The following is an 18,562-nucleotide window of genomic DNA, read 5'->3' on the forward strand; positions in this document are numbered from 1 at the left end:
AAATGGCTCAGCCAAATGTAGCGCGTGAACCGTCCATGGATGAAATCCTGGCGTCCATCCGCAAGATCATCGAGAACAACGAGGCCCAGCCGGACCTTGCTCCCGATGCGCAGGACGACGGTTTCGACATCACCACGGAAAGCCATTCCGCGCTGTCGGACCATCCCGCCGTCCTCGAGCGGTTCAGGATGGAAGAGCCGCAGCCTGCTCCCATCCAGCCGATCCGGCATAGCGAGCCCGGGCAGGGCGCCCAGCCGGCGCTTTCGCTGGCGGATGTCGCCGCGCGCGTCCGTGCCGCATCCGAGCGCCATGTCGCTGCCCATCGCGAACCGGCCGAAAGCGATCCGGTCGTCCCGTCGCCGGTTTCCCGCGAGGAGAGCCCGCTGGTCACGAGCCGCATGTCCGCCGGCGCCGGCCGCTTCACGCCCGTTGAGGAACCCGTTGCCAGGATGGAGCCTGCTGCCGAAGAACCGGCACCCGCGCTGGTGTCGGAGCCTGAGCCCGCTCCTGTTCAGCCCGTTGACATACAGCCGGCCCGGCAGGAACAGGCCGCCACGGCCGAGGTCACCAGGGATATCGCGGCACTCGTGTCGCCCGCTGTCGGCGAACGTGTGGCGCTCTCCTTCGGTGCGCTGGCGCAGGCGGTCGATGCCGGCCCGCGCCGTTCCTTCGACGAGATCGCCGAGGACATGCTGCGTCCGATGTTGCAGGAATGGCTGGATGACAACCTGCCGACGCTGGTGGAGCGCCTCGTGCGCGAGGAAATCGAACGGGTGGCGCGCGGCTCGCGCCGCTGATCGCCCCCGTCTCTCCCCAAACAGGAACGATTTAAGCCGCGCCGGGCCCCCGGGGCGGCTTTTCTTCTGATATTGTTGACTTCATGCCGGCCATCCGGTTTACAAACCACACCGATAAACAGCAGGCCACGCACCAAAATGCTTGAGAAAAATTACGATTCCGCAGCGGTCGAGCCGCGCATTGCCAAGGCATGGGAAGACGCGGATGCCTTCCGCGCCGGCGAGGGCGCCGAACCCGGCGCCGAGACCTTCACCATCGTCATCCCGCCGCCGAACGTGACGGGCTCGCTGCATATGGGCCACGCGCTGAACAACACGCTCCAGGACATCATGGTCCGCTTCGAGCGCATGCGCGGCAAGGACGTGCTGTGGCAGCCGGGCATGGACCACGCGGGTATCGCCACCCAGATGGTCGTCGAGCGCAAGCTTGCCGCCGAAAAGCTGCCGGGCCGTCGCGAGATGGGCCGCGAGGCCTTCATCGACAAGGTCTGGGAGTGGAAGGCGGAATCCGGCGGGCTGATCTTCAACCAGCTGAAGCGCCTCGGCGCCTCCTGTGACTGGTCGCGCGAGCGCTTCACCATGGACGAGGGCCTTTCGGAAGCTGTCCGCGAAGTCTTCGTCTCGCTTTACAAGGAAGGCCTGATCTATCGCGGCAAGCGGCTGGTCAACTGGGATCCGAAATTCGAGACCGCGATTTCCGACCTCGAGGTCGAGAACAAGGAAGTCGACGGCCATATGTGGCACTTCAAGTACCCGCTGGCCGACGGGGCGACCTACACCTATGTCGAGAAGGACAAGGACGGCAACGTCGTCTTCCAGGAAGAGCGCGACTATATCTCGATCGCCACGACGCGTCCTGAGACCATGCTGGGTGACGGCGCCGTCGCCGTTCACCCGACCGATGAGCGCTATGCACCGATCGTCGGCAAGCTCTGTGAAATCCCGGTAGGCCCGAAAGAGCATCGCCGCCTGATCCCCATCATCACCGACGAGTATCCGGAGAAGGATTTCGGTTCGGGCGCGGTCAAGATCACCGGCGCGCACGACTTCAACGACTATCAGGTCGCCCGCCGCAACAACATTCCGCTCTATCGCCTTATGGATACCCGCGCTTCCATGCGCGCCGACGGAGAGCCCTATGCCTTCTATGCGGCGCAGGCGCTGGAAATTGCTCGCACGGGTGCGGTTCCCACCGAGGCCGAGGTTGATGACATCAACCTCGTTCCCGACGAGTACCGCGGTCTCGACCGCTACGAGGCGCGCAAGCGTATTGTTGATTCGATCAATGCCGAGGGACTTGCCGTCACCGTCAAGGATGCCGAAGGCAACGACATTCCCTATGTCGAGAACAAGAAGATCATGCAGCCGTTCGGCGATCGCTCCGGCGTCGTCATCGAGCCGATGCTGACCGACCAGTGGTTCGCCGACGCCAAGACGCTGGCGGAGCCGGCCATTGCCTCCGTCCGCGAGGGGCGCACCAACTTCGTACCGAAGAATTGGGAAAAGACCTATTTCGACTGGATGGAGAACATCGAGCCGTGGTGCATCTCGCGTCAGCTCTGGTGGGGTCACCAGATTCCGGCCTGGTATGGCCCGGACGGCCAGGTCTTCGTCGAAAAGACCGAGGAAGAGGCGCTTCATGCTGCCATCCAGCACTATATCGCCCACGAAGGTCCGTGGAAGGCGTGGGTCGAGGAAAAGCTGGAGAACTTCGCGCCGGGCGAGATCCTGACGCGCGACGAGGATGTACTCGACACCTGGTTCTCCTCCGCTCTCTGGCCGTTCTCGACGCTCGGCTGGCCGGAACAGACGAAGGAGCTGGAAAAGTACTACCAGACCGATGTTCTCGTCACCGGCTTCGACATCATCTTCTTCTGGGTTGCCCGCATGATGATGATGGGCCTGCATTTCATGAAGGACGAGGCCGGCAATCCGGTCGAGCCGTTCCACACCGTCTATGTGCACGCCCTGGTGCGCGACAAGAACGGGCAGAAGATGTCGAAGTCGAAAGGCAACGTCATCGACCCGCTCGAACTGATCGACGAGTACGGTGCGGATGCGCTGCGCTTCACGCTGGCCATCATGGCGGCGCAGGGGCGCGACGTAAAGCTCGACCCGGCCCGCATCGCCGGCTACCGCAACTTCGGCACCAAGCTCTGGAACGCCACGCGCTTTGCCGAGATGAACGGCGTGACGAGCGACCCGACATTCGTGCCGGAGACCGCCTCGCTCACCATCAACCGCTGGATCCTGACGGAGCTTGCCCGTACGGCACGTGACGTCACCGAGGCCATCGAGACCTACCGCTTCAACGATGCGGCGAGCACGCTCTACCGCTTCGTCTGGAACCAGTTCTGTGACTGGTATCTCGAACTGCTGAAGCCGGTGTTCGGCGGCGAGGATGCGGCGGCCAAGGCGGAATCCCAGGGCTGCGCGGCCTATGTTCTGGAGGAGATCTACAAGCTGCTCCATCCGTTCATGCCGTTCATGACGGAGGAACTGTGGGCGCATACCGCCGGCGAGGGCAAGAGCCGCGACGGTCTCCTCTGCCACGCGGGCTGGCCGGCCCCGGCCTATGCCGACGATGCGGCCGCCGACGAGATCAACTGGCTGGTGGACCTCGTTTCCGGTATCCGCTCGGTGCGGGCCGAAATGAACGTGCCGCCGAGTGCGACGGCGCCGCTCGTCATGGTCGGCACCAGCGCGCAGACGAGAAGCCGCCTGGTCACGCACGACTCGGCGATCCGTCGTCTCGCACGGGTCTCCGAAATCGTGCTCGAGGACACCGCACCGAAGGGTGCGGCCCAGATCGTCGTCGGCGAAGCCACGGCCTGCCTGCCGCTCGGCAGCCTGATCGATCTCGCGGTGGAGAAGGCCCGCCTTGAAAAAGCGATCGACAAGGCGAAGACCGAGGCGGCGCGTATCGAGAGCAAGCTTTCGAACGAGAAGTTCGTTGCCAACGCCAAGCCCGAACTCGTCGAAGCGGAGCGGGAACGCTTTGTCGAGCTGGAGCAGCAGCTCGCCAGCCTGGCCCTGGCGCTTTCGCGGGTCAGCGAGGCCGGCTGATTCTCCATTGCCGACGTTGCGAAACCGCGCCGAAACGTTTCGGCGCGGTTTTGTATTTGAGGACAGGGCACAAAAGCCGCGCTGTATCAAAAATGTGACATTGCGCTGCTCTCCGGAAATGGTCATCTCAATTTCAGGAATTTTTAAGTGATTCTTGGAAAGATTTTCCGGAGGCTCGGCATAGTGAGGGGCTTCAGAAAAAACTTACGTAATTTCGCGACCTGCGCTGGAAAACACCGCGAAAAACTGGGGTTTGCCAAGTCGGATGTCGTCTTCGATAGTCTTCATGGACAGGCGTGTGCGAGGGGGCACTTTCCGCACGTCGCTATTCGCAGGGGAGGAGCGCATGCGTAAGAAGAATTTCGGTCTCGGGGCCATGACAGCCGCCACGCTTTTGGCGGCCACATCGGCACAGGCGGGCGGCCTCGAACGGGGCGGTTACAATATCGACCTGCTGTTCGACCCGTCAGACTATGTCATCGATTCGTCCGTGACCTACGTAAATCCGCAGCGCAAGCTGAACAATGTGCGGGACAGCAACACTGGCATTCTGCCGCCGCTCGGTGGAGACGGGAATCTGAACGGACGTCCTAATGAAGGAATCCGAGCGACAGAAGGCTATTGGGTCAAGCGCTTAGGCGTAAAAGCATCTATTGGCGACGCCGTCGATTGCATGGCCGATTACTCCGAACCCTGGGGTGCTCATCTAAATCAGGGAGAGAACTGGGCGGGTGCCAACGAGAACATCGAGACGAAGATCAAGAGTCAAAATTACGCGACGACTTGCTCTTATTCATTCGACGCTGGAACCGGAAAACTCCGAATAATAGGCGGCGCATTCTATCAGGAAGTCTCGGGCTTCCAGGATAGATTGGTTTATGATTTACCGGCGCTTGGATTACCCCTTTCGGGCGTCGGCCATCTCGGTCTGAAGGCTGATGGCTGGGGATGGCGAGCCGGCGTTGCGTACGAGATCGAGGAGTACGCCCTTCGCACTAGCCTCGTTTACAACAGCGCAGTCGATCTGGATAATATCACGGGCACGCTTAACCTTAGTCAGGTCAATGGCACCATTATCCCTGTGTTCGGCTCAGTCAGCATGCCGGACTCGCTCGAGTTCAAGTTTCAGACCGGTGTTGCGCCAGGCTGGCTGGTTTTCGGTGGAGTGAAATGGACTGATTGGAGCCAATTGCAGAGCATTCCATTCTGCCCTACCGCATTGCGCAGTGCCGGATGCTCGACAAGTACTCCGGCTAACCCGACGAACGAAGTTACGTCGCTCGACCTGCTTTATCGTGATGGGTGGACGATTTCGGGCGGTGTGGGACACAAGTTCAATGAGCAGTGGAGCGGTGCTGCAAGCCTGACGTGGGATCGCGGCGTCAGCACGGGGATTGGTACGCATACCGATACCTGGACGCTCGGCGCGGGCGTTTCCTATACCCCCACGGAGAACATCGAGCTCCGCCTGAGCGGTGCCCTGGGCCTCCTGACAAGCGGTTCCTCCCGTGAGGTGGTTAAGGACGGCCGCGCTTATGGCCAGCGCGCCTCCTACGATTTCGACAATGACCTGGTTTCCGCCATTTCGACCTCCCTTAAGGTCAAGTTCTGACCTAAAGGCAAGGCTTCAAGACGAAAGGCCCGGCGCATAGCGCCGGGCCTTTTTACATTGCGAAGGTCTTTCTGAGCTAAAACAAGAACCGGGGCGTTTCCGCCCCGGTCATCGGTCTCAGATCAAGAGCAGCCGCTCGTTGCGCCGCAGGTGTCGCACTTCTCGCAGGTGCCGTTGCGCACCATGGTAAAGTTCTGGCACTCGGAGCACATGTTGCCGGTATAGCCCTGGGCAATCGAGCGCATGCGGCGCTCGGCTTCGAGCTTCTTGGCGTCCGCCTTGGCGGAAGCCGCTTCGGCTGCGGCCTTGTCGGAGAAGAGGGCAGTCACGCTCTGTTCGGCTTCTCCGGCGACCTCTTCCGCGATCTCCTCGGCCAGTTCGGCCGCGCGCTCCTCGTAATCGCGCTTGAAGGCGACGATTTCGTTGGTGGAGATCGCAACCGTCGGCTCGATCTTGCGGGCGGCGCTGCCGGCGAAAGCCGTCACGTTGCCGGCCACGGCCGCCTTTGCCGGAGCGGCAGTGGCCGCACCCTTGGGCTCGGCGAGCTGACGTTCGCCCGACTGGCCGCCCTGGATGAGCGTCGGCTTGTGGCCTCGCGTCCAGCCGGTCGAGAACGGGTTGGTCTTGCCTTCCTGGATGCCCTTGCCGAGGGCGGTGTTGGAGAAGTCCGACTGGTCGACATGCGCGAGGTCATGGCGGCCGAGATAGGAGACGGCGAGTTCGCGGAACACGTAGTCGAGGATCGACGTCGCGTTCTTGATCGCGTCGTTGCCCTGGACCATGCCGGCGGGCTCGAACTTGGTGAAGGTGAAGGCCTCCACATATTCCTCGAGCGGCACGCCGTACTGGAGGCCCAGCGAGATGGCGATGGCGAAGTTGTTCATCATCGCACGGAAGGCGGCGCCTTCCTTGTGCATGTCGATGAAGATCTCGCCGAGGCGGCCGTCACCGAATTCGCCGGTGCGCAGATAGACCTTGTGCCCGCCGACGACGGCCTTCTGGGTGTAGCCCTGGCGGCGGTTCGGCAGCTTTTCACGGTCGCGCACGACGCGCTCGATGATCTTCTCCACGATCTTTTCGGTGACCGTGACGGCCTGGGCGGCAGCGGGAGCTGCGACCAGCGCCTCGACGGCGTCGTCCTCGTCGTCCTCATCCTCGATCAGCGAGGCATTGAGCGGCTGCGAGAGCTTGGAACCGTCGCGGTAGAGGGCGTTGGCCTTCAGCGCAAGCTTCCAGGAGAGCATGTAGGCGTTCTTGCAATCCTCGACGGTCGCCTCGTTCGGCATGTTGATCGTCTTGGAAATGGCGCCCGAAATGAACGGCTGGGCGGCCGCCATCATGCGGATGTGGCTTTCGACCGAAAGGTAACGCTTGCCGATCTTGCCGCAGGGATTGGCGCAATCGAACACCGCCAGGTGCTCGGGCTTCAGGAAGGGCGCGCCTTCCAGCGTCATGGCACCGCAGACGTGGATGTTGGCGGCTTCGATTTCCTTCTTCGTGAAGCCGATATGCTCCAGAAGGTTGAAGGACATGTCGGCGAGCTGCTCGTCGGAAACCTTCAGCGTCTCCTTCAGGAAGTCGGCACCCAGCGTCCACTGGTTGAAGGCGAACTTGATGTCGAAGGCCGCCTTGAGACCGGCGCTGACCGCCTCGATCTTCTCGTCGGTGAAGCCCTTTGCCTTCAGCGAGCCGGGGTTGACCGCCGGCGCCTGGTTCAGGTTGCCGTGGCCGACGGCATAGGCCTCGATTTCGGCGATCTGGCTTTCCGAATAACCGAGCGTGCGCAGGGCTTCGGGAACGGCGCGGTTGATGATCTTGAAGTAGCCGCCGCCGGCGAGCTTCTTGAACTTGACGAGCGCGAAGTCGGGCTCGATGCCGGTCGTGTCGCAGTCCATGACGAGGCCGATCGTGCCGGTCGGCGCAATCACGGTCGTCTGGGCGTTGCGGTAGCCGTGCCTTTCGCCGAGTTCCACGGCCTTGTCCCAGGCAGCCTTGGCATGGACGATCAGCGTCTGGTCCGGGCACTCGTCATGAACGAGGGCGACCGGATTGACCGACAGTTGCTCGTAGCCGGTGGTCTCGCCATAGGCGGCGCGGCGGTGGTTGCGCATGACGCGCAGCATGTTGTCGCGGTTCGGCTCGAAGTTCGGGAACGGACCGAGTTCGCTCGCCATCTCGGCGGAGGTCGCATAGGACACACCCGTCATGATCGCGGTCAGTGCACCGGCAATGGCGCGGCCTTCCGTCGAGTCATAGGGAATGCCCGAGGACATCAGCAGGCCGCCGATATTGGCGTAACCAAGGCCGAGCGTGCGGTATTCGTAGGAGCGTTCGGCGATCTGGCGCGAGGGGAACTGCGCCATCATCACCGAGACTTCCAGCACGATGGTCCAGAGGCGGACGGCGTGCTCATAGTCGGCGATGTTGATGTTCTTGGTCACCGCATCCTTGAACTGAAGCAGGTTCAGCGAGGCGAGGTTGCAGGCGGTATCGTCGAGGAACATGTACTCCGAGCACGGGTTCGAGGCGCGGATCGGGCCCGCGGCCGGCGAGGTGTGCCAGTCGTTCATCGTCGTGTTGAAGTGCAGGCCCGGATCGGCCGATGCCCAGGCGGCGTAGGAGATCTGCTCCCAGAGGTCGCGGGCCTTCAGCGTCTTCATGACCTTGCCGTCCTTGCGGGCGGTCAGGTTCCAGTCGCCATCGTTCTCGACGGCGCGCAGGAAGTCGTCCTTCAAGGAGACGGAGTTGTTGGAGTTCTGGCCGGAAACGGTGAGGTACGCCTCCGAATCCCAGTCCGTGTCATAGGTGGTGAACTCGAGGTCCTTGTAGCCCTGGCGCGCGAACTGGATGACGCGCTTGATGTAGTTTTCCGGAACCTGGGACTTCTTGGCCGCGCGGATTTCGCGCTTCAGCGCCGGGTTTTCCGCCGGGTCATAGCACCGGTCGCCTTCGGCCGAGCAGTTGACGCAGGCCTTCATGATGGCCTTGAGGTGGCCGGCGACGATCTTCGAGCCGGTGACGAGCGCCGCCACCTTCTGCTCTTCCTTGACCTTCCAGTTGATGTAGGCCTCGATATCCGGATGGTCGATATCGACCACGACCATCTTGGCCGCACGGCGCGTCGTACCGCCCGACTTGATGGCGCCCGCCGCGCGGTCGCCGATCTTCAGGAAGCTCATCAGGCCGGAGGAACGACCGCCGCCCGAAAGCTTTTCGCCTTCGCCACGCAGATGGGAGAAGTTCGAGCCGGTGCCCGAGCCGTATTTGAAGAGGCGGGCTTCACGCACCCACAGGTCCATGATGCCGTTCTCGTTGACGAGATCGTCCTCGACGGACTGGATGAAGCAGGCATGCGGCTGGGGGTGCTCGTAAGCCGACTTGGACTTGGTCAGCTTGCCAGTGAAGGGATCGACATAGAAATGGCCCTGGCCGGGGCCATCGATGCCGTAGGCCCAGTGCAGGCCGGTGTTGAACCACTGCGGCGAGTTCGGTGCGACGCGCTGGGTGGCGAGCATATAGGCAAGCTCGTCCTTGAAGGCGGCGGCATCTTCCTCGGTCGCGAAATACTTGCCCTTCCAGCCCCAGTAGGTCCAGGTGCCGGCGAGACGGTCGAAGACCTGGCGGGCATCGGTTTCCGAACCGAAGCGCTCACCCTCGGGGAGCGCCTTCAAGGCTTCGGTATCCGGCACGGAGCGCCACAGGAACGACGGAACGTCGTTTTCTTCGACCTTCTTCAGCCGCGCGGGCACGCCCGCCTTGCGGAAGTACTTCTGGGCCAGGATGTCGGCTGCGACCTGGCTGAACTGCTGGGGCACATCGATATCGGCCAGCCGGAAGACGATGGAACCGTCCGGGTTCTTGATCTCGCTTGTGGCCTTGCGGAACGCGATGTCCGCATAGGCCGACTGGCCAGGTTTGGTGAAACGACGTTCTATACGCATTGTCCGTTGTCCTCTGTGCCGCATCCTGTCGCAAAAACAGGGCAAAAATAATCCCCGCCAGGCCGCAATGTCCCTGCAGCCAGCCCCGATCTTCCAGTCCGTATGGGAAACCCGATTGATCTCGGATATTCCTGTATCTTGTGCTTATTCTGGCTGCAAACGCTAAATATAGTATTAACAGTTTCTTTATGCCAGTGGTTCAGGAAACTTTGGCGCACCAGAAAACGGACGCGCGAAATACCCCTGCGGCGAGCGGACCTACCGCCCGGCCACATGCGCATAAACGCGATTTTCGTGATGAGAACCGACCTCGTGACTTACGGTTCAGGCGCCGCCGCAACCTTGGTTTTCATTAACCCCATCTGCCTGATTCTCGTCAAGGGCTGGTTTGTGAACGAAGTTTGAACCCCATATCTTGTGCCTCCTGGCTGTGGAAAATGGGGACAGTGCCGAACGCCTGAAAACTCAGGCGGTTCCGGTGCAAAGGGCAGGGCGGCGGCCAGACCGTTGTGGAAAACAAGAAGAAATGAGGGGTAAAAACACGGGATTTTTCTCCGCCACGACTTTCGGGATGGCCATGCCGACCACGATGTGATCCGTGGATAAGGTGATTCTATCCTCCGTCCTCCAGCCATGCGCAGGCAAGGAAAAGCCGGCGGCATGTCAGGCACATGCGCCGGCTTGAGACAAGCAGGCCGCGCTCGGCGCGGCGTCAGGGTAGTCGGTGGCCTATCCGCGCGAGCCCTTTGCAATCGGTTCCTGGTAGGTGAAGCCCATATCCCAGGGGAAATAGATCCAGGTGTCCTGGCTGACCTCGGTCACGAAGGTATCGACCAGCGGACGGCCCTTCGGCTTGGCGTAAACGGCGGCGAAATGCGCCTTCGGCAACATGGCGCGCACCTGGGCGGCGGTCTTGCCGGTGTCGGTGAGGTCGTCGACGATGAGGATGCCTTCGCCGCCCTGCTGGGTCAGTTCCGGCGAGATGCCCTTCAGGACGTGCATTTCTCCCTGCGAGACATAGTCGTGATAGGAGGCGACGCAGACGGTCTCGATGAGGCGTATATTGAGTTCGCGCGAAATGACGGCAGCCGGCACAAGGCCGCCGCGCGTGATGCAGACGATCGCCTTCCATTCGCGGTCGCCGTCGGCCAGGCGCCAGGCAAGGGCGCGTGCGTCGCGATGAAACTGATCCCAGGAAACGGGGAAGGCTTTGTCGGGCAGCGACATGACGGGCTCCTGAACGGCGGAAAAACAAGATTCCACCTCTCTACTGCAAACCTGACCCCAAGAAAATCGGCGGCCGACCCTCGTCTGCCGCCGATCCACAGGCAAGTCACCGCATTCGGCGCGTCAGCGCGACATCAGCGTCGGCACGCGGGCACCGCGCATCAGTGCGCTGGTGACGCCGCCGAACAGGCGTTGGCGCAGGCGTGAATGGCTGTAGGCGCCCATGACGATGAGGCCGGCGTCGATTTCGGTCGCGCGATGATTGAGCGCGTCGGCGACCGAGCGGCCCTCTGAGGCACCGGAGGACACCGTTGCCCTGACGCCATGGCGCGCCAGGGTGGCGGCAAGCTCCGCGCCGCAGAAATCCCGCGACTGCAGGGCGGTCTCCGGCGGATCGATCGCGAAAATCTCGACCTCCCTTGCGGCGGTCAGAAAGGGCAGGGCATCGAAGACGGCGCGGGTCGATTCGCGCGAGCCATTCCAGGCGACAAGCACGCGCTCGATGGGCGCGGGCCCCGCCTGTGCATTCGACACGAGATAGAGCGGGCGGCCGCTTTCATAGAGCAGGTCCTCGATGTCCTCGCGCGCCGGGCCGTCGATATCCGGATCGAACTGGGCGGCGATCACGATATCGGCGCTGCGTGCGCTGTCGATCACGCCGGCGGAGGCGTAGCCGGCCGAACCTGTGAACAGCCGCCATTCATAGGAAATGTCGTCGCGCTCGCAACGGGACCGGAACGCCTCTTCGACCGCGCGGGACTGTTGCTGCGCCCGGTCCTGCAATTGCAGCACGGCGTTCGGATCAGGATATTCCATCGGTGCGATCAGCGTCACCACCACGGGCGCTTCCGCGTGAATACCGATGACGTGGCCGCCGGTGCGGCGGGCAAGCGCCAAGGCGTGATCCGTCACCTTGCCGGCGTCTTCTGCGGTGCTCAGCACTGCGACAATCGTCTTGTAGGTCATGTCGGCCTCCTGTCTGGTTCGTCCGAAATCTGCGCCAGCACGGCCGCCGCAACCTTGATCAGGATCAAGATGCCGCCTTGCCGCCCGCGATTTCGGCGATCATCGCCATTATATCACGTTCTGCGGCGTGCGCTGGCGCTTCCTCGCGGCTGCGAATGACAATTTCCGTCGAGAACCGGTTTTCGGAAAAGCGCGGGTAGGAGCCGATGCTGGTCTCGGGATGGTTTTTCTGGATGGCCGCCAGCGCACTGCCGATATCGCCCTCGCCGAAGGGGGAGGCGACGGAGCGCGACAGCATGGGCACGCCGCCCTCAAGCTTGGGGATGATGGTTCCCAGCATGGCGGTGAAGACCTGGGGAACGCCGGCCATGACGTAGACATTGCCGATATGGAAGCCGGGTGCCGTCGAGACGGCGTTTTCGATGTGGACTGCGCCTTGTGGCATGCGCGCCATGCGCTGGCGCGCCTCGTTGAACTCGACGCCGCGCCGTTCGTACATGGCGCCGAGAAGTTGCATGGCAAGCGGATCATGCAGGCAGGGCACGCCGAAGGCCTTGGATATGGCATCGGCGGTGATGTCGTCATGCGTCGGGCCGATGCCGCCGGAGGTGAAGACATAGGTGTAGCGCGCGCGCAGCGCATTGAGCGCCTCGACGATCGCATCCTCCTCGTCGCCGACGATGCGCACCTCCTTGAGGTCGATGCCTGCGAGGAACAGCACATCGGCGAGCTGGCCGATATTCTTGTCCTTGGTGCGGCCCGACAGCAGTTCGTCCCCGATGGCAAGCATGGCAGCCGTAGCGACAGACGTGGAACTCATGGTCATTTCCTGAAATTTCGAATGGAAATCCGACCGCATGGCCGGGTATTGTCAACGCGGGGTGAACAGTCTGTCGACCCGACGGGTTGTGACGCTGTCACACCGAAGTGCTACATCCAAGAGGATGCCGCGATCAAGCGGAAAGCCCTTTTCGAACAGGAGACGACAATGGCGAAAGTACTGGTTCTCTACTATTCGGCCTACGGCCATATCGAAACGATGGCCTACGCCGTGGCGGAAGGCGCGAAGTCGGCCGGCGCCGAGGTGACGGTCAAGCGCGTTCCGGAACTGGTATCCGAAGAAGTCGCCAAGGCGTCCTACTACAAGCTGGACCAGAAGGCCGAGATCGCCAAGGTCGACGAATTGGCCGAATACGATGCCATCATCGTCGGCGCCGGCACGCGCTTCGGCACGGTCGCTTCGCAGATGCGCAATTTCTGGGACCAGACGGGCGGCCTGTGGGCAGCCGGCAAGCTGGTCGGCAAGGTAGGCTCGGTCTTCACCTCGTCCGCCACGCAGCATGGCGGCCAGGAATCGACGATCCTCGGCTTCATTCCGACCCTTCTTCACCACGGCCTCGTCGTCGCCGGCCTTCCCTATGCCTTCCAGGGCCAGATGGGCGTCGATGAAGTCAAGGGCGGCTCGCCCTACGGCGCCTCCACCATCACCGACGGCGACGGTTCGCGCCAGCCTTCGCAGGTGGAACTGGATGCCGCCCGCTTCCAGGGCGCCCATGTCGCGAAGCTCGCGGCCAAGCTTTCGGCCTGATGTTCTCCTGAAACATCGCTGAACAAGAGGGTGCGGCCAGCGTCAGGGGCCGCGCCCTTTTTGTTGTTTGTCGCACTTTTGTAGGGTTGGTGCGGGCGGCGGGGATCGAACCCGCACAGCCAAGGCCGAGGGATTTTAAGTCCCTTGCGTCTACCAGTTTCGCCACGCCCGCGTTGAGCTTCAAATAACACGCCGCTGTGACTTTGGAAGCCTCGCAAGCGCTATTGCGATGGAAATTCCGTTTGCTGCACATCATTTACCAGACGCTGACTTGTTTCCCCGTTGGCAACCACGGGGCACCAAGACATTTCGCCGCGTTCTCCAAAAGGTGATTGGCAGGGCGGTGGTGCGGCGGCTATCAGGAGGCATGTTTGGAGGCTCACGGTGCTGCGCGGCTTGGCCGTCTTGCCCCGGCCTTGCGGAGTAGCCCGTGTCGATTGCCGATATTTCCCTTTTGAGCGCACTGCTTGCCGGAGCGCTGTCGTTCCTCTCGCCCTGCGTGCTGCCGCTGGTGCCGCCCTATCTCTGCTACATGGCCGGCATTTCCGTCGAGCAGTTCAAGGGCGCAGATGCGGTCGCCGTCCGGCGCGACACGCGCGGTGCGGTGCTGCTGGCCGCCTTCTTTTTCACGCTCGGCTTCGCCACCGTATTCGTGGCGCTCGGGGCCGGCGCCTCGACGATCGGCATGGTGCTGCGTCGGCATCTCGACATCCTCGCCCAGATCGGCGGCGTCATCATCATCCTGATGGGCCTGCATTTCCTCGGCGTGCTGCGCATCGGGCTCTTTGCCCGCGAGGCGCGTTTCCAGGGCGGCGGCAAGCCGGCGACGGCATCGGGCGCCTATCTCATGGGTCTTGCCTTCGCCTTCGGCTGGACGCCCTGCATCGGGCCGGTGCTGGGTGCCATTCTCGGCGTGGCGGCCGCACGCGAGACGGTCGGGGACGGTGCCGCGCTGCTTGCCGTCTACTCGCTGGGGCTTGCAATTCCGTTCTGGATCGCGGCAGGCTTCTCCGGCGCCTTCATGCGCTTTCTCGTCAGGTTCCGCCGTCACCTCGGCACGGTAGAGAAGGTCATGGGCATCCTGCTCATCCTCACCGGACTGGCCTTCATCTTCGGCTATATCAGCGCCGTCGCCATCTGGTTCCAGCAAACGTTTCCCATTCTCTCGCAAATCGGCTAGTGCGGGGCATCAGCCTCTGCATGCGGGATTGGGCGACAAACCATGGCGGACATCATCGGACTGGTTCTGCCGTTCTTCGGCATGATTTTCCTGGGCTATGTCGTCGCAAGGATCACGCGCCAGCCGATCGAGGCTCTGGGCTGGCTCAACACGTTCATCATCTACATCGCGCTGCCGGCGCTGTTCTTCAAGCTCGTGGCGAAGACGCCCATCGAGCAGCTGACGCGTATCGATTTCATCCTGGCCAATGTCAGCGCCACCTATCTGGTTTTCACGCTCATCTTCGCCGCCGGCCTGCTTTTGCGCCGCGCGACGACGCGCGAGGCGACGATCCAGGGGCTTGCCGCCGCCTATGGCAATATCGGCTATATGGGGCCGGGACTTGCGTTGCTCGCCTTCGGGGAGCCGGCGGCCGTTCCCGTGGCGCTCATCTTCTGCTTCGAGAACATGCTGCATTTCTCGATTGCGCCGGCCCTGATGGCGCTGGGCGGTGGTGAGAAGCAGCCGTTGCACCGGCTTGCCGCAGGCGTCGCACGCCGGATCGTCACGCATCCCTTCATCATCGCCACGGCCGCCGGCTTCCTTGCCGCGTTCACCGGGTTCGAAGCGCCGGCACCGTTGCAGCGGCTGATCGATTATCTGGCACAGGCGGCCGCGCCCTGCGCGCTCTTCGCCATGGGGGTGACGTTGGCGCTGCGGCCGTTGAAGCGGGTGCCGGTCGAGATCGGCTATATCGTGCCGGCGAAGCTCGTCCTGCTGCCGGTGACGATGTATCTCATGCTCGGGCTTGCCGGCAGTTTCGATCCAGTCTGGGTCTATACCGCGGTGTTGCTTGCAGCGCTTCCCACCGCAACGAATGTCTTCGTCATCGGCCAGCAATATGGCGTTTGGCAGGAGCGGGCGTCCGCGACCATCCTCGTGACGACGGTGCTGTCCGTCGCCACTGTGACGGCGCTTCTCTACCTCGTGAAGTCAGGCCTGCTTCCGGCCGACCCGTTCCCGTAAGCTGTCGCGGAATGCCTTGAGCGAGCCCAGCGGCTCGATACCCTCGCGCATGACGACGCTGCGAAGCGGGCCGATGGTGGAGAGCAGGTGAAGGCCGGCCGAGCGCAGGAACTGCACGGGCAGGAAATCCGACAGCAGCGAGCGGTTGAGGAGATCGACGCTGAGCGTGCGCGAACGGACATCCGCCTGGCGCTTGCGGTCGAAGCGCGCGCCGATCGCGGCATCGCTCGCCGCCGCTGACGTCTTGAGCAGGTCCTTGAGGGCCATGATGTCGCGCAGGCTGAGATTGAGGCCCTGCGCGCCGATCGGGGGGAAGGCATGGGCGGCCTCGCCGATCAGCACCATTCGATCCTTGCCGAAGCGGTCGGCGGTCATGCCGGACAGCGGAAAGCTCTGGGCGCCGGCTTCGACCGACACCTTGCCGAGCATGGACTGCATGCGCTGCTCGACGGCGATGCTCAGTTCGGCGACGGGGAGTGCGGCGAGTCTTGCCGCTTCCTTCGGCGGCAGCACCCAGACAAGGCTGGAGCGATCGCCGGGCAGGGGAACCTGGGTGAAAGGGCCGCTCTCCGTGTGGAACTCCGTCGAGACATGGCCGTGCGGACGGTCGTGGGCGAAATTGAGCACGAGCGCCGATTGCGGGTAGGACCAGGCGCGCACGCCGATGCCGGCGCTCTGGCGGATCAGCGATTGCCGACCGTCCGCGCCGACCACCAGTCCGGCCATGACGCGCTCGCCGTCATCCAGCACAAGTTCGACGCCGGTTTCGAACGTGTTGGCGGCCTTGACGCCGTTTTCGATGCGCAAGATGCCGGCGTTTTCGGAAATCCTGCGATCCAGCGCCGCGAGGAACGGCGCGTTCGGGATGTTGTAGCCGAAGGCGGGCAGGCCGACTTCGCCGGCACGGAAGGCAACGGGCGGGGCGCGCAGCAGGCGCGTCGTCCCGTCGAGGATCTGCATGGTTTCCAGCGCCGCGGCATGCGGGGCGATGTCCTCCCAGAGGCCGAGCGTCCTCAGGAAAGCGATGGACTGGTCCATGAGGGCCGTCGTGCGGCCGTCTGCCTTGCGGGCGGGCGGGGCGATGAGCGCGACGCTGGACCCCGAGTCGGCGAGCGCCAAAGCGGCGAGATTGCCGGCAAGGCCGGCCCCGACGATGGCGATATCGAATTGTCTCATGACCGGCCTCCGCAGCGCGACGCGATTACCCACAGATTTTGCTGGGCTTCTATCCCTCAAGACTAGGCCGGCAAAGAGGCAATTTCCATGGGATGAATCCGCGCAGGCGGCAAACGGCTCGCAAATGCGGGGATTTTCACTGGCGATGGCGAGCAATCAATGCATATTACCTGACGTGACCGCACAGGAGGGCGCGTTCGGCACGGACGAACGCGTGACAAAGCCCCAGGATGGACTGCGACCGGCAATGAAATTTTTCAACTACAAGCGCGTGCCCTACGCGGAAATCCGCGCCTTTTCCGTTCACATCCTGACGGCATCCGGTTCCTTCCTGGCTTTTCTCGGCGTCGTTGCCGCAGCGGAACACCGTTTCGTCGACATGTTCTGGTGGCTGGGGCTCGCGCTGCTCGTCGACGGTATCGACGGGCCGATCGCCCGCAAGGTGCGCGTCAAGGAAGTGCTGCCGAACTGGTCCGGCGACACGCTCGACAATGTCATCGACTACGTGACCTATGTGCTGCTGCCGGCCTTCGCGCTCTACCAGAGCGGCATGATCGGCGAGCCGTGGTCCTTCGTGGCGGCCGGCGCCATCGTGGTGTCCAGCGCCATCTATTACGCCGATATGGGCATGAAGACCGACGAATATTTCTTCTCGGGCTTCCCCGTGGTCTGGAACATGGTGGTGTTCACGCTTTTCGTCATTCAGGCGAGCGAACTGACCGCGTCGATCATCGTTTTCGTGTCCGTCTTCCTCACCTTCATGCCGATCAACTTCCTGCACCCGGTGCGCGTGGAGCGGCTGCGCAACGTCAATCTCGCCGTCTTCTTCCTTTGGGCGCTGCTGAGTGGGTATGCGCTGCTTCTTCACTTCGCGTCGCCCACCTGGGTGGTCTGGGGCGTGGTCGCGACGGGTCTCTATCTCTATGTCATCGGCGCCGTGATGCAGGTGTTCCCCAGCCTCGGCCGCCGCTAGAATATAAGGAAGCATGCCATGACCAAGGCGATCGTCATTCGCAGCCTCGGCGGACCCGAGGTGTTGAAGCTTGAGGACGTTGTGCTTGAGGCGCCCGGCCCGGGCGAGGTGCAGATCCGGCAGGCGGCCGTGGGCCTCAATTTCATCGACGTCTATTTCCGCACCGGCCTCTACAAGACGGAGCTGCCGTTCATTCCCGGCAAGGAAGGCGCAGGCATCGTCACGGCGCTGGGCGAGGGCGTGACCGAGTTCGCCGTCGGCGACCGCGTCGCCTATGCCTCGGCCGATGGCGCCTATACAGCGGAACGCAATGTCGCGACGCGGCATCTGGTGCGCGTGCCGGACGGCATTTCGCTCGAAACGGCGGCCGCCATGATGCTGAAGGGCATGACGGCGCAGTATCTGCTGCTGCAGACCTACCAGGTGAAGCCCGGCAGCGTGATCCTCTTCCACGCCGCGGCAGGCGGCGTCGGCCTCATCGCCGGACAATGGGCCAAGGCGCTGGGCGCCACCGTGATCGGCACGGCGGGATCGCAGGCCAAGATCGATCTCGCGCTTGCCCATGGCTACGACCATGTCATCGATTACGGCAAGGAAGATTTCGCAGCGCGCGTTCGGGAACTGACGGACGGCAAGGGTGTCGACGTGGTCTACGATTCCGTCGGCAAGGACACCTTTCCGAAGTCGCTGGATTGCCTCAAGCCGCGCGGCCTGTTCGTGAGTTTCGGTAATTCCTCCGGTCCGGTCGAAGCGTTCAACATGGGACTGCTCGCCCAGAAGGGTTCACTCTTCGCGACGCGTCCGACATTGTTTGCCTATATCGCCACGCGCGAGGCACTCGATGCATGTGCAAACTCGCTGTTTGATATTGTGCAAAGCAACAAAGTGCGTATCAATATTAATCAGACTTATCCGCTGGCGGACGCGGGGCGCGCGCACACGGATCTGGAAACAAGAAAAACGAGTGGAACGACACTGCTCATTCCCTGACCGCCCCGACGGGGCAAAAAGGCTGGGATCGCAGGAAAGAG

At 62.8% G+C, this 18,562-nt stretch carries 13 protein-coding genes and 1 tRNA gene; 8 read left to right on the forward strand and 6 right to left on the reverse strand.

Annotated elements, in window-relative coordinates:
• Window positions 1-2: 2 nt before the first annotated feature.
• From GR158_RS19480 to GR158_RS19490, 3 genes are all read left to right on the forward strand, one after another.
• Window positions 3-797, forward strand: a complete 795-nt coding sequence (locus GR158_RS19480; RefSeq protein WP_160872250.1) for a PopZ family protein — start codon at window positions 3-5, stop codon at window positions 795-797.
• A gap of 138 nt (window positions 798-935) precedes the next feature.
• Window positions 936-3,863: a valine--tRNA ligase gene (locus GR158_RS19485; RefSeq protein ID WP_160872251.1), complete on the forward strand. Its 2,928-nt coding sequence runs from the start codon at window positions 936-938 to the stop codon at window positions 3,861-3,863.
• 346 nt (window positions 3,864-4,209) lie between these two features.
• The gene (locus GR158_RS19490) at window positions 4,210-5,475 is read left to right on the forward strand and encodes an OmpP1/FadL family transporter (RefSeq protein WP_160872252.1); all 1,266 of its coding nucleotides are present in this window, start codon (window positions 4,210-4,212) and stop codon (window positions 5,473-5,475) included.
• A gap of 122 nt (window positions 5,476-5,597) precedes the next feature.
• Here GR158_RS19490 and GR158_RS19495 read toward each other — a convergent pair whose 3' ends face one another.
• From GR158_RS19495 to GR158_RS19510, 4 genes are all read right to left on the reverse strand, one after another.
• Window positions 5,598-9,416, reverse strand: coding sequence for a vitamin B12-dependent ribonucleotide reductase (locus GR158_RS19495; RefSeq protein ID WP_160872253.1), 3,819 nt, complete (start codon window positions 9,414-9,416; stop codon window positions 5,598-5,600).
• A gap of 729 nt (window positions 9,417-10,145) precedes the next feature.
• A complete protein-coding gene (gpt, locus tag GR158_RS19500) occupies window positions 10,146-10,643 on the reverse strand; it encodes a xanthine phosphoribosyltransferase (protein ID WP_134649223.1) in 498 nt (165 codons plus the stop codon).
• Between the two features lie 123 nt (window positions 10,644-10,766).
• The gene (locus GR158_RS19505; RefSeq protein WP_160872254.1) at window positions 10,767-11,609 is read right to left on the reverse strand and encodes a universal stress protein; all 843 of its coding nucleotides are present in this window, start codon (window positions 11,607-11,609) and stop codon (window positions 10,767-10,769) included.
• A gap of 64 nt (window positions 11,610-11,673) precedes the next feature.
• Window positions 11,674-12,429: a competence/damage-inducible protein A gene (locus GR158_RS19510; RefSeq protein ID WP_160872255.1), complete on the reverse strand. Its 756-nt coding sequence runs from the start codon at window positions 12,427-12,429 to the stop codon at window positions 11,674-11,676.
• A gap of 168 nt (window positions 12,430-12,597) precedes the next feature.
• On the opposite strand from GR158_RS19510, the gene wrbA reads away from it, so the two are divergent.
• On the forward strand, window positions 12,598-13,197 hold the full coding sequence (gene wrbA, locus GR158_RS19515; protein ID WP_160872256.1) for an NAD(P)H:quinone oxidoreductase type IV: 600 nt from the start codon (window positions 12,598-12,600) through the stop codon (window positions 13,195-13,197).
• 87 nt (window positions 13,198-13,284) lie between these two features.
• Here the strand turns inward: wrbA and GR158_RS19520 are convergent.
• Window positions 13,285-13,369, reverse strand: a tRNA-Leu gene (locus GR158_RS19520).
• Window positions 13,370-13,627: 258 nt separating this feature from the next.
• On the opposite strand from GR158_RS19520, the gene GR158_RS19525 reads away from it, so the two are divergent.
• Both GR158_RS19525 and GR158_RS19530 read left to right on the forward strand, forming a co-directional pair.
• Window positions 13,628-14,377, forward strand: a complete 750-nt coding sequence (locus GR158_RS19525) for a cytochrome c biogenesis CcdA family protein (protein ID WP_160872257.1) — start codon at window positions 13,628-13,630, stop codon at window positions 14,375-14,377.
• A gap of 42 nt (window positions 14,378-14,419) precedes the next feature.
• Complete coding sequence (locus tag GR158_RS19530) at window positions 14,420-15,382, forward strand: AEC family transporter (protein WP_134649218.1); 963 nt, start codon at window positions 14,420-14,422, stop codon at window positions 15,380-15,382.
• Here the strand turns inward: GR158_RS19530 and GR158_RS19535 are convergent.
• Entirely contained in the window at window positions 15,350-16,558 is a 1,209-nt protein-coding gene (locus GR158_RS19535) for a UbiH/UbiF family hydroxylase (RefSeq protein WP_160872258.1), read from the reverse strand. The genes GR158_RS19530 and GR158_RS19535 overlap by 33 nt on opposite strands.
• A gap of 247 nt (window positions 16,559-16,805) precedes the next feature.
• Between GR158_RS19535 and pcsA the strand changes: the two genes are divergently transcribed.
• Both pcsA and GR158_RS19545 read left to right on the forward strand, forming a co-directional pair.
• Window positions 16,806-17,531, forward strand: coding sequence for a phosphatidylcholine synthase (pcsA, locus tag GR158_RS19540; protein ID WP_134649216.1), 726 nt, complete (start codon window positions 16,806-16,808; stop codon window positions 17,529-17,531).
• A gap of 18 nt (window positions 17,532-17,549) precedes the next feature.
• On the forward strand, window positions 17,550-18,521 hold the full coding sequence (locus tag GR158_RS19545; RefSeq protein ID WP_160872259.1) for a quinone oxidoreductase: 972 nt from the start codon (window positions 17,550-17,552) through the stop codon (window positions 18,519-18,521).
• The last annotated feature ends 41 nt before the right edge of the window (window positions 18,522-18,562 follow it).

Source organism: Shinella sp. AETb1-6 (genome assembly GCF_009826875.1).
GTDB classification, from domain to species: Bacteria; Pseudomonadota; Alphaproteobacteria; order Rhizobiales; family Rhizobiaceae; genus Shinella; species Shinella sumterensis.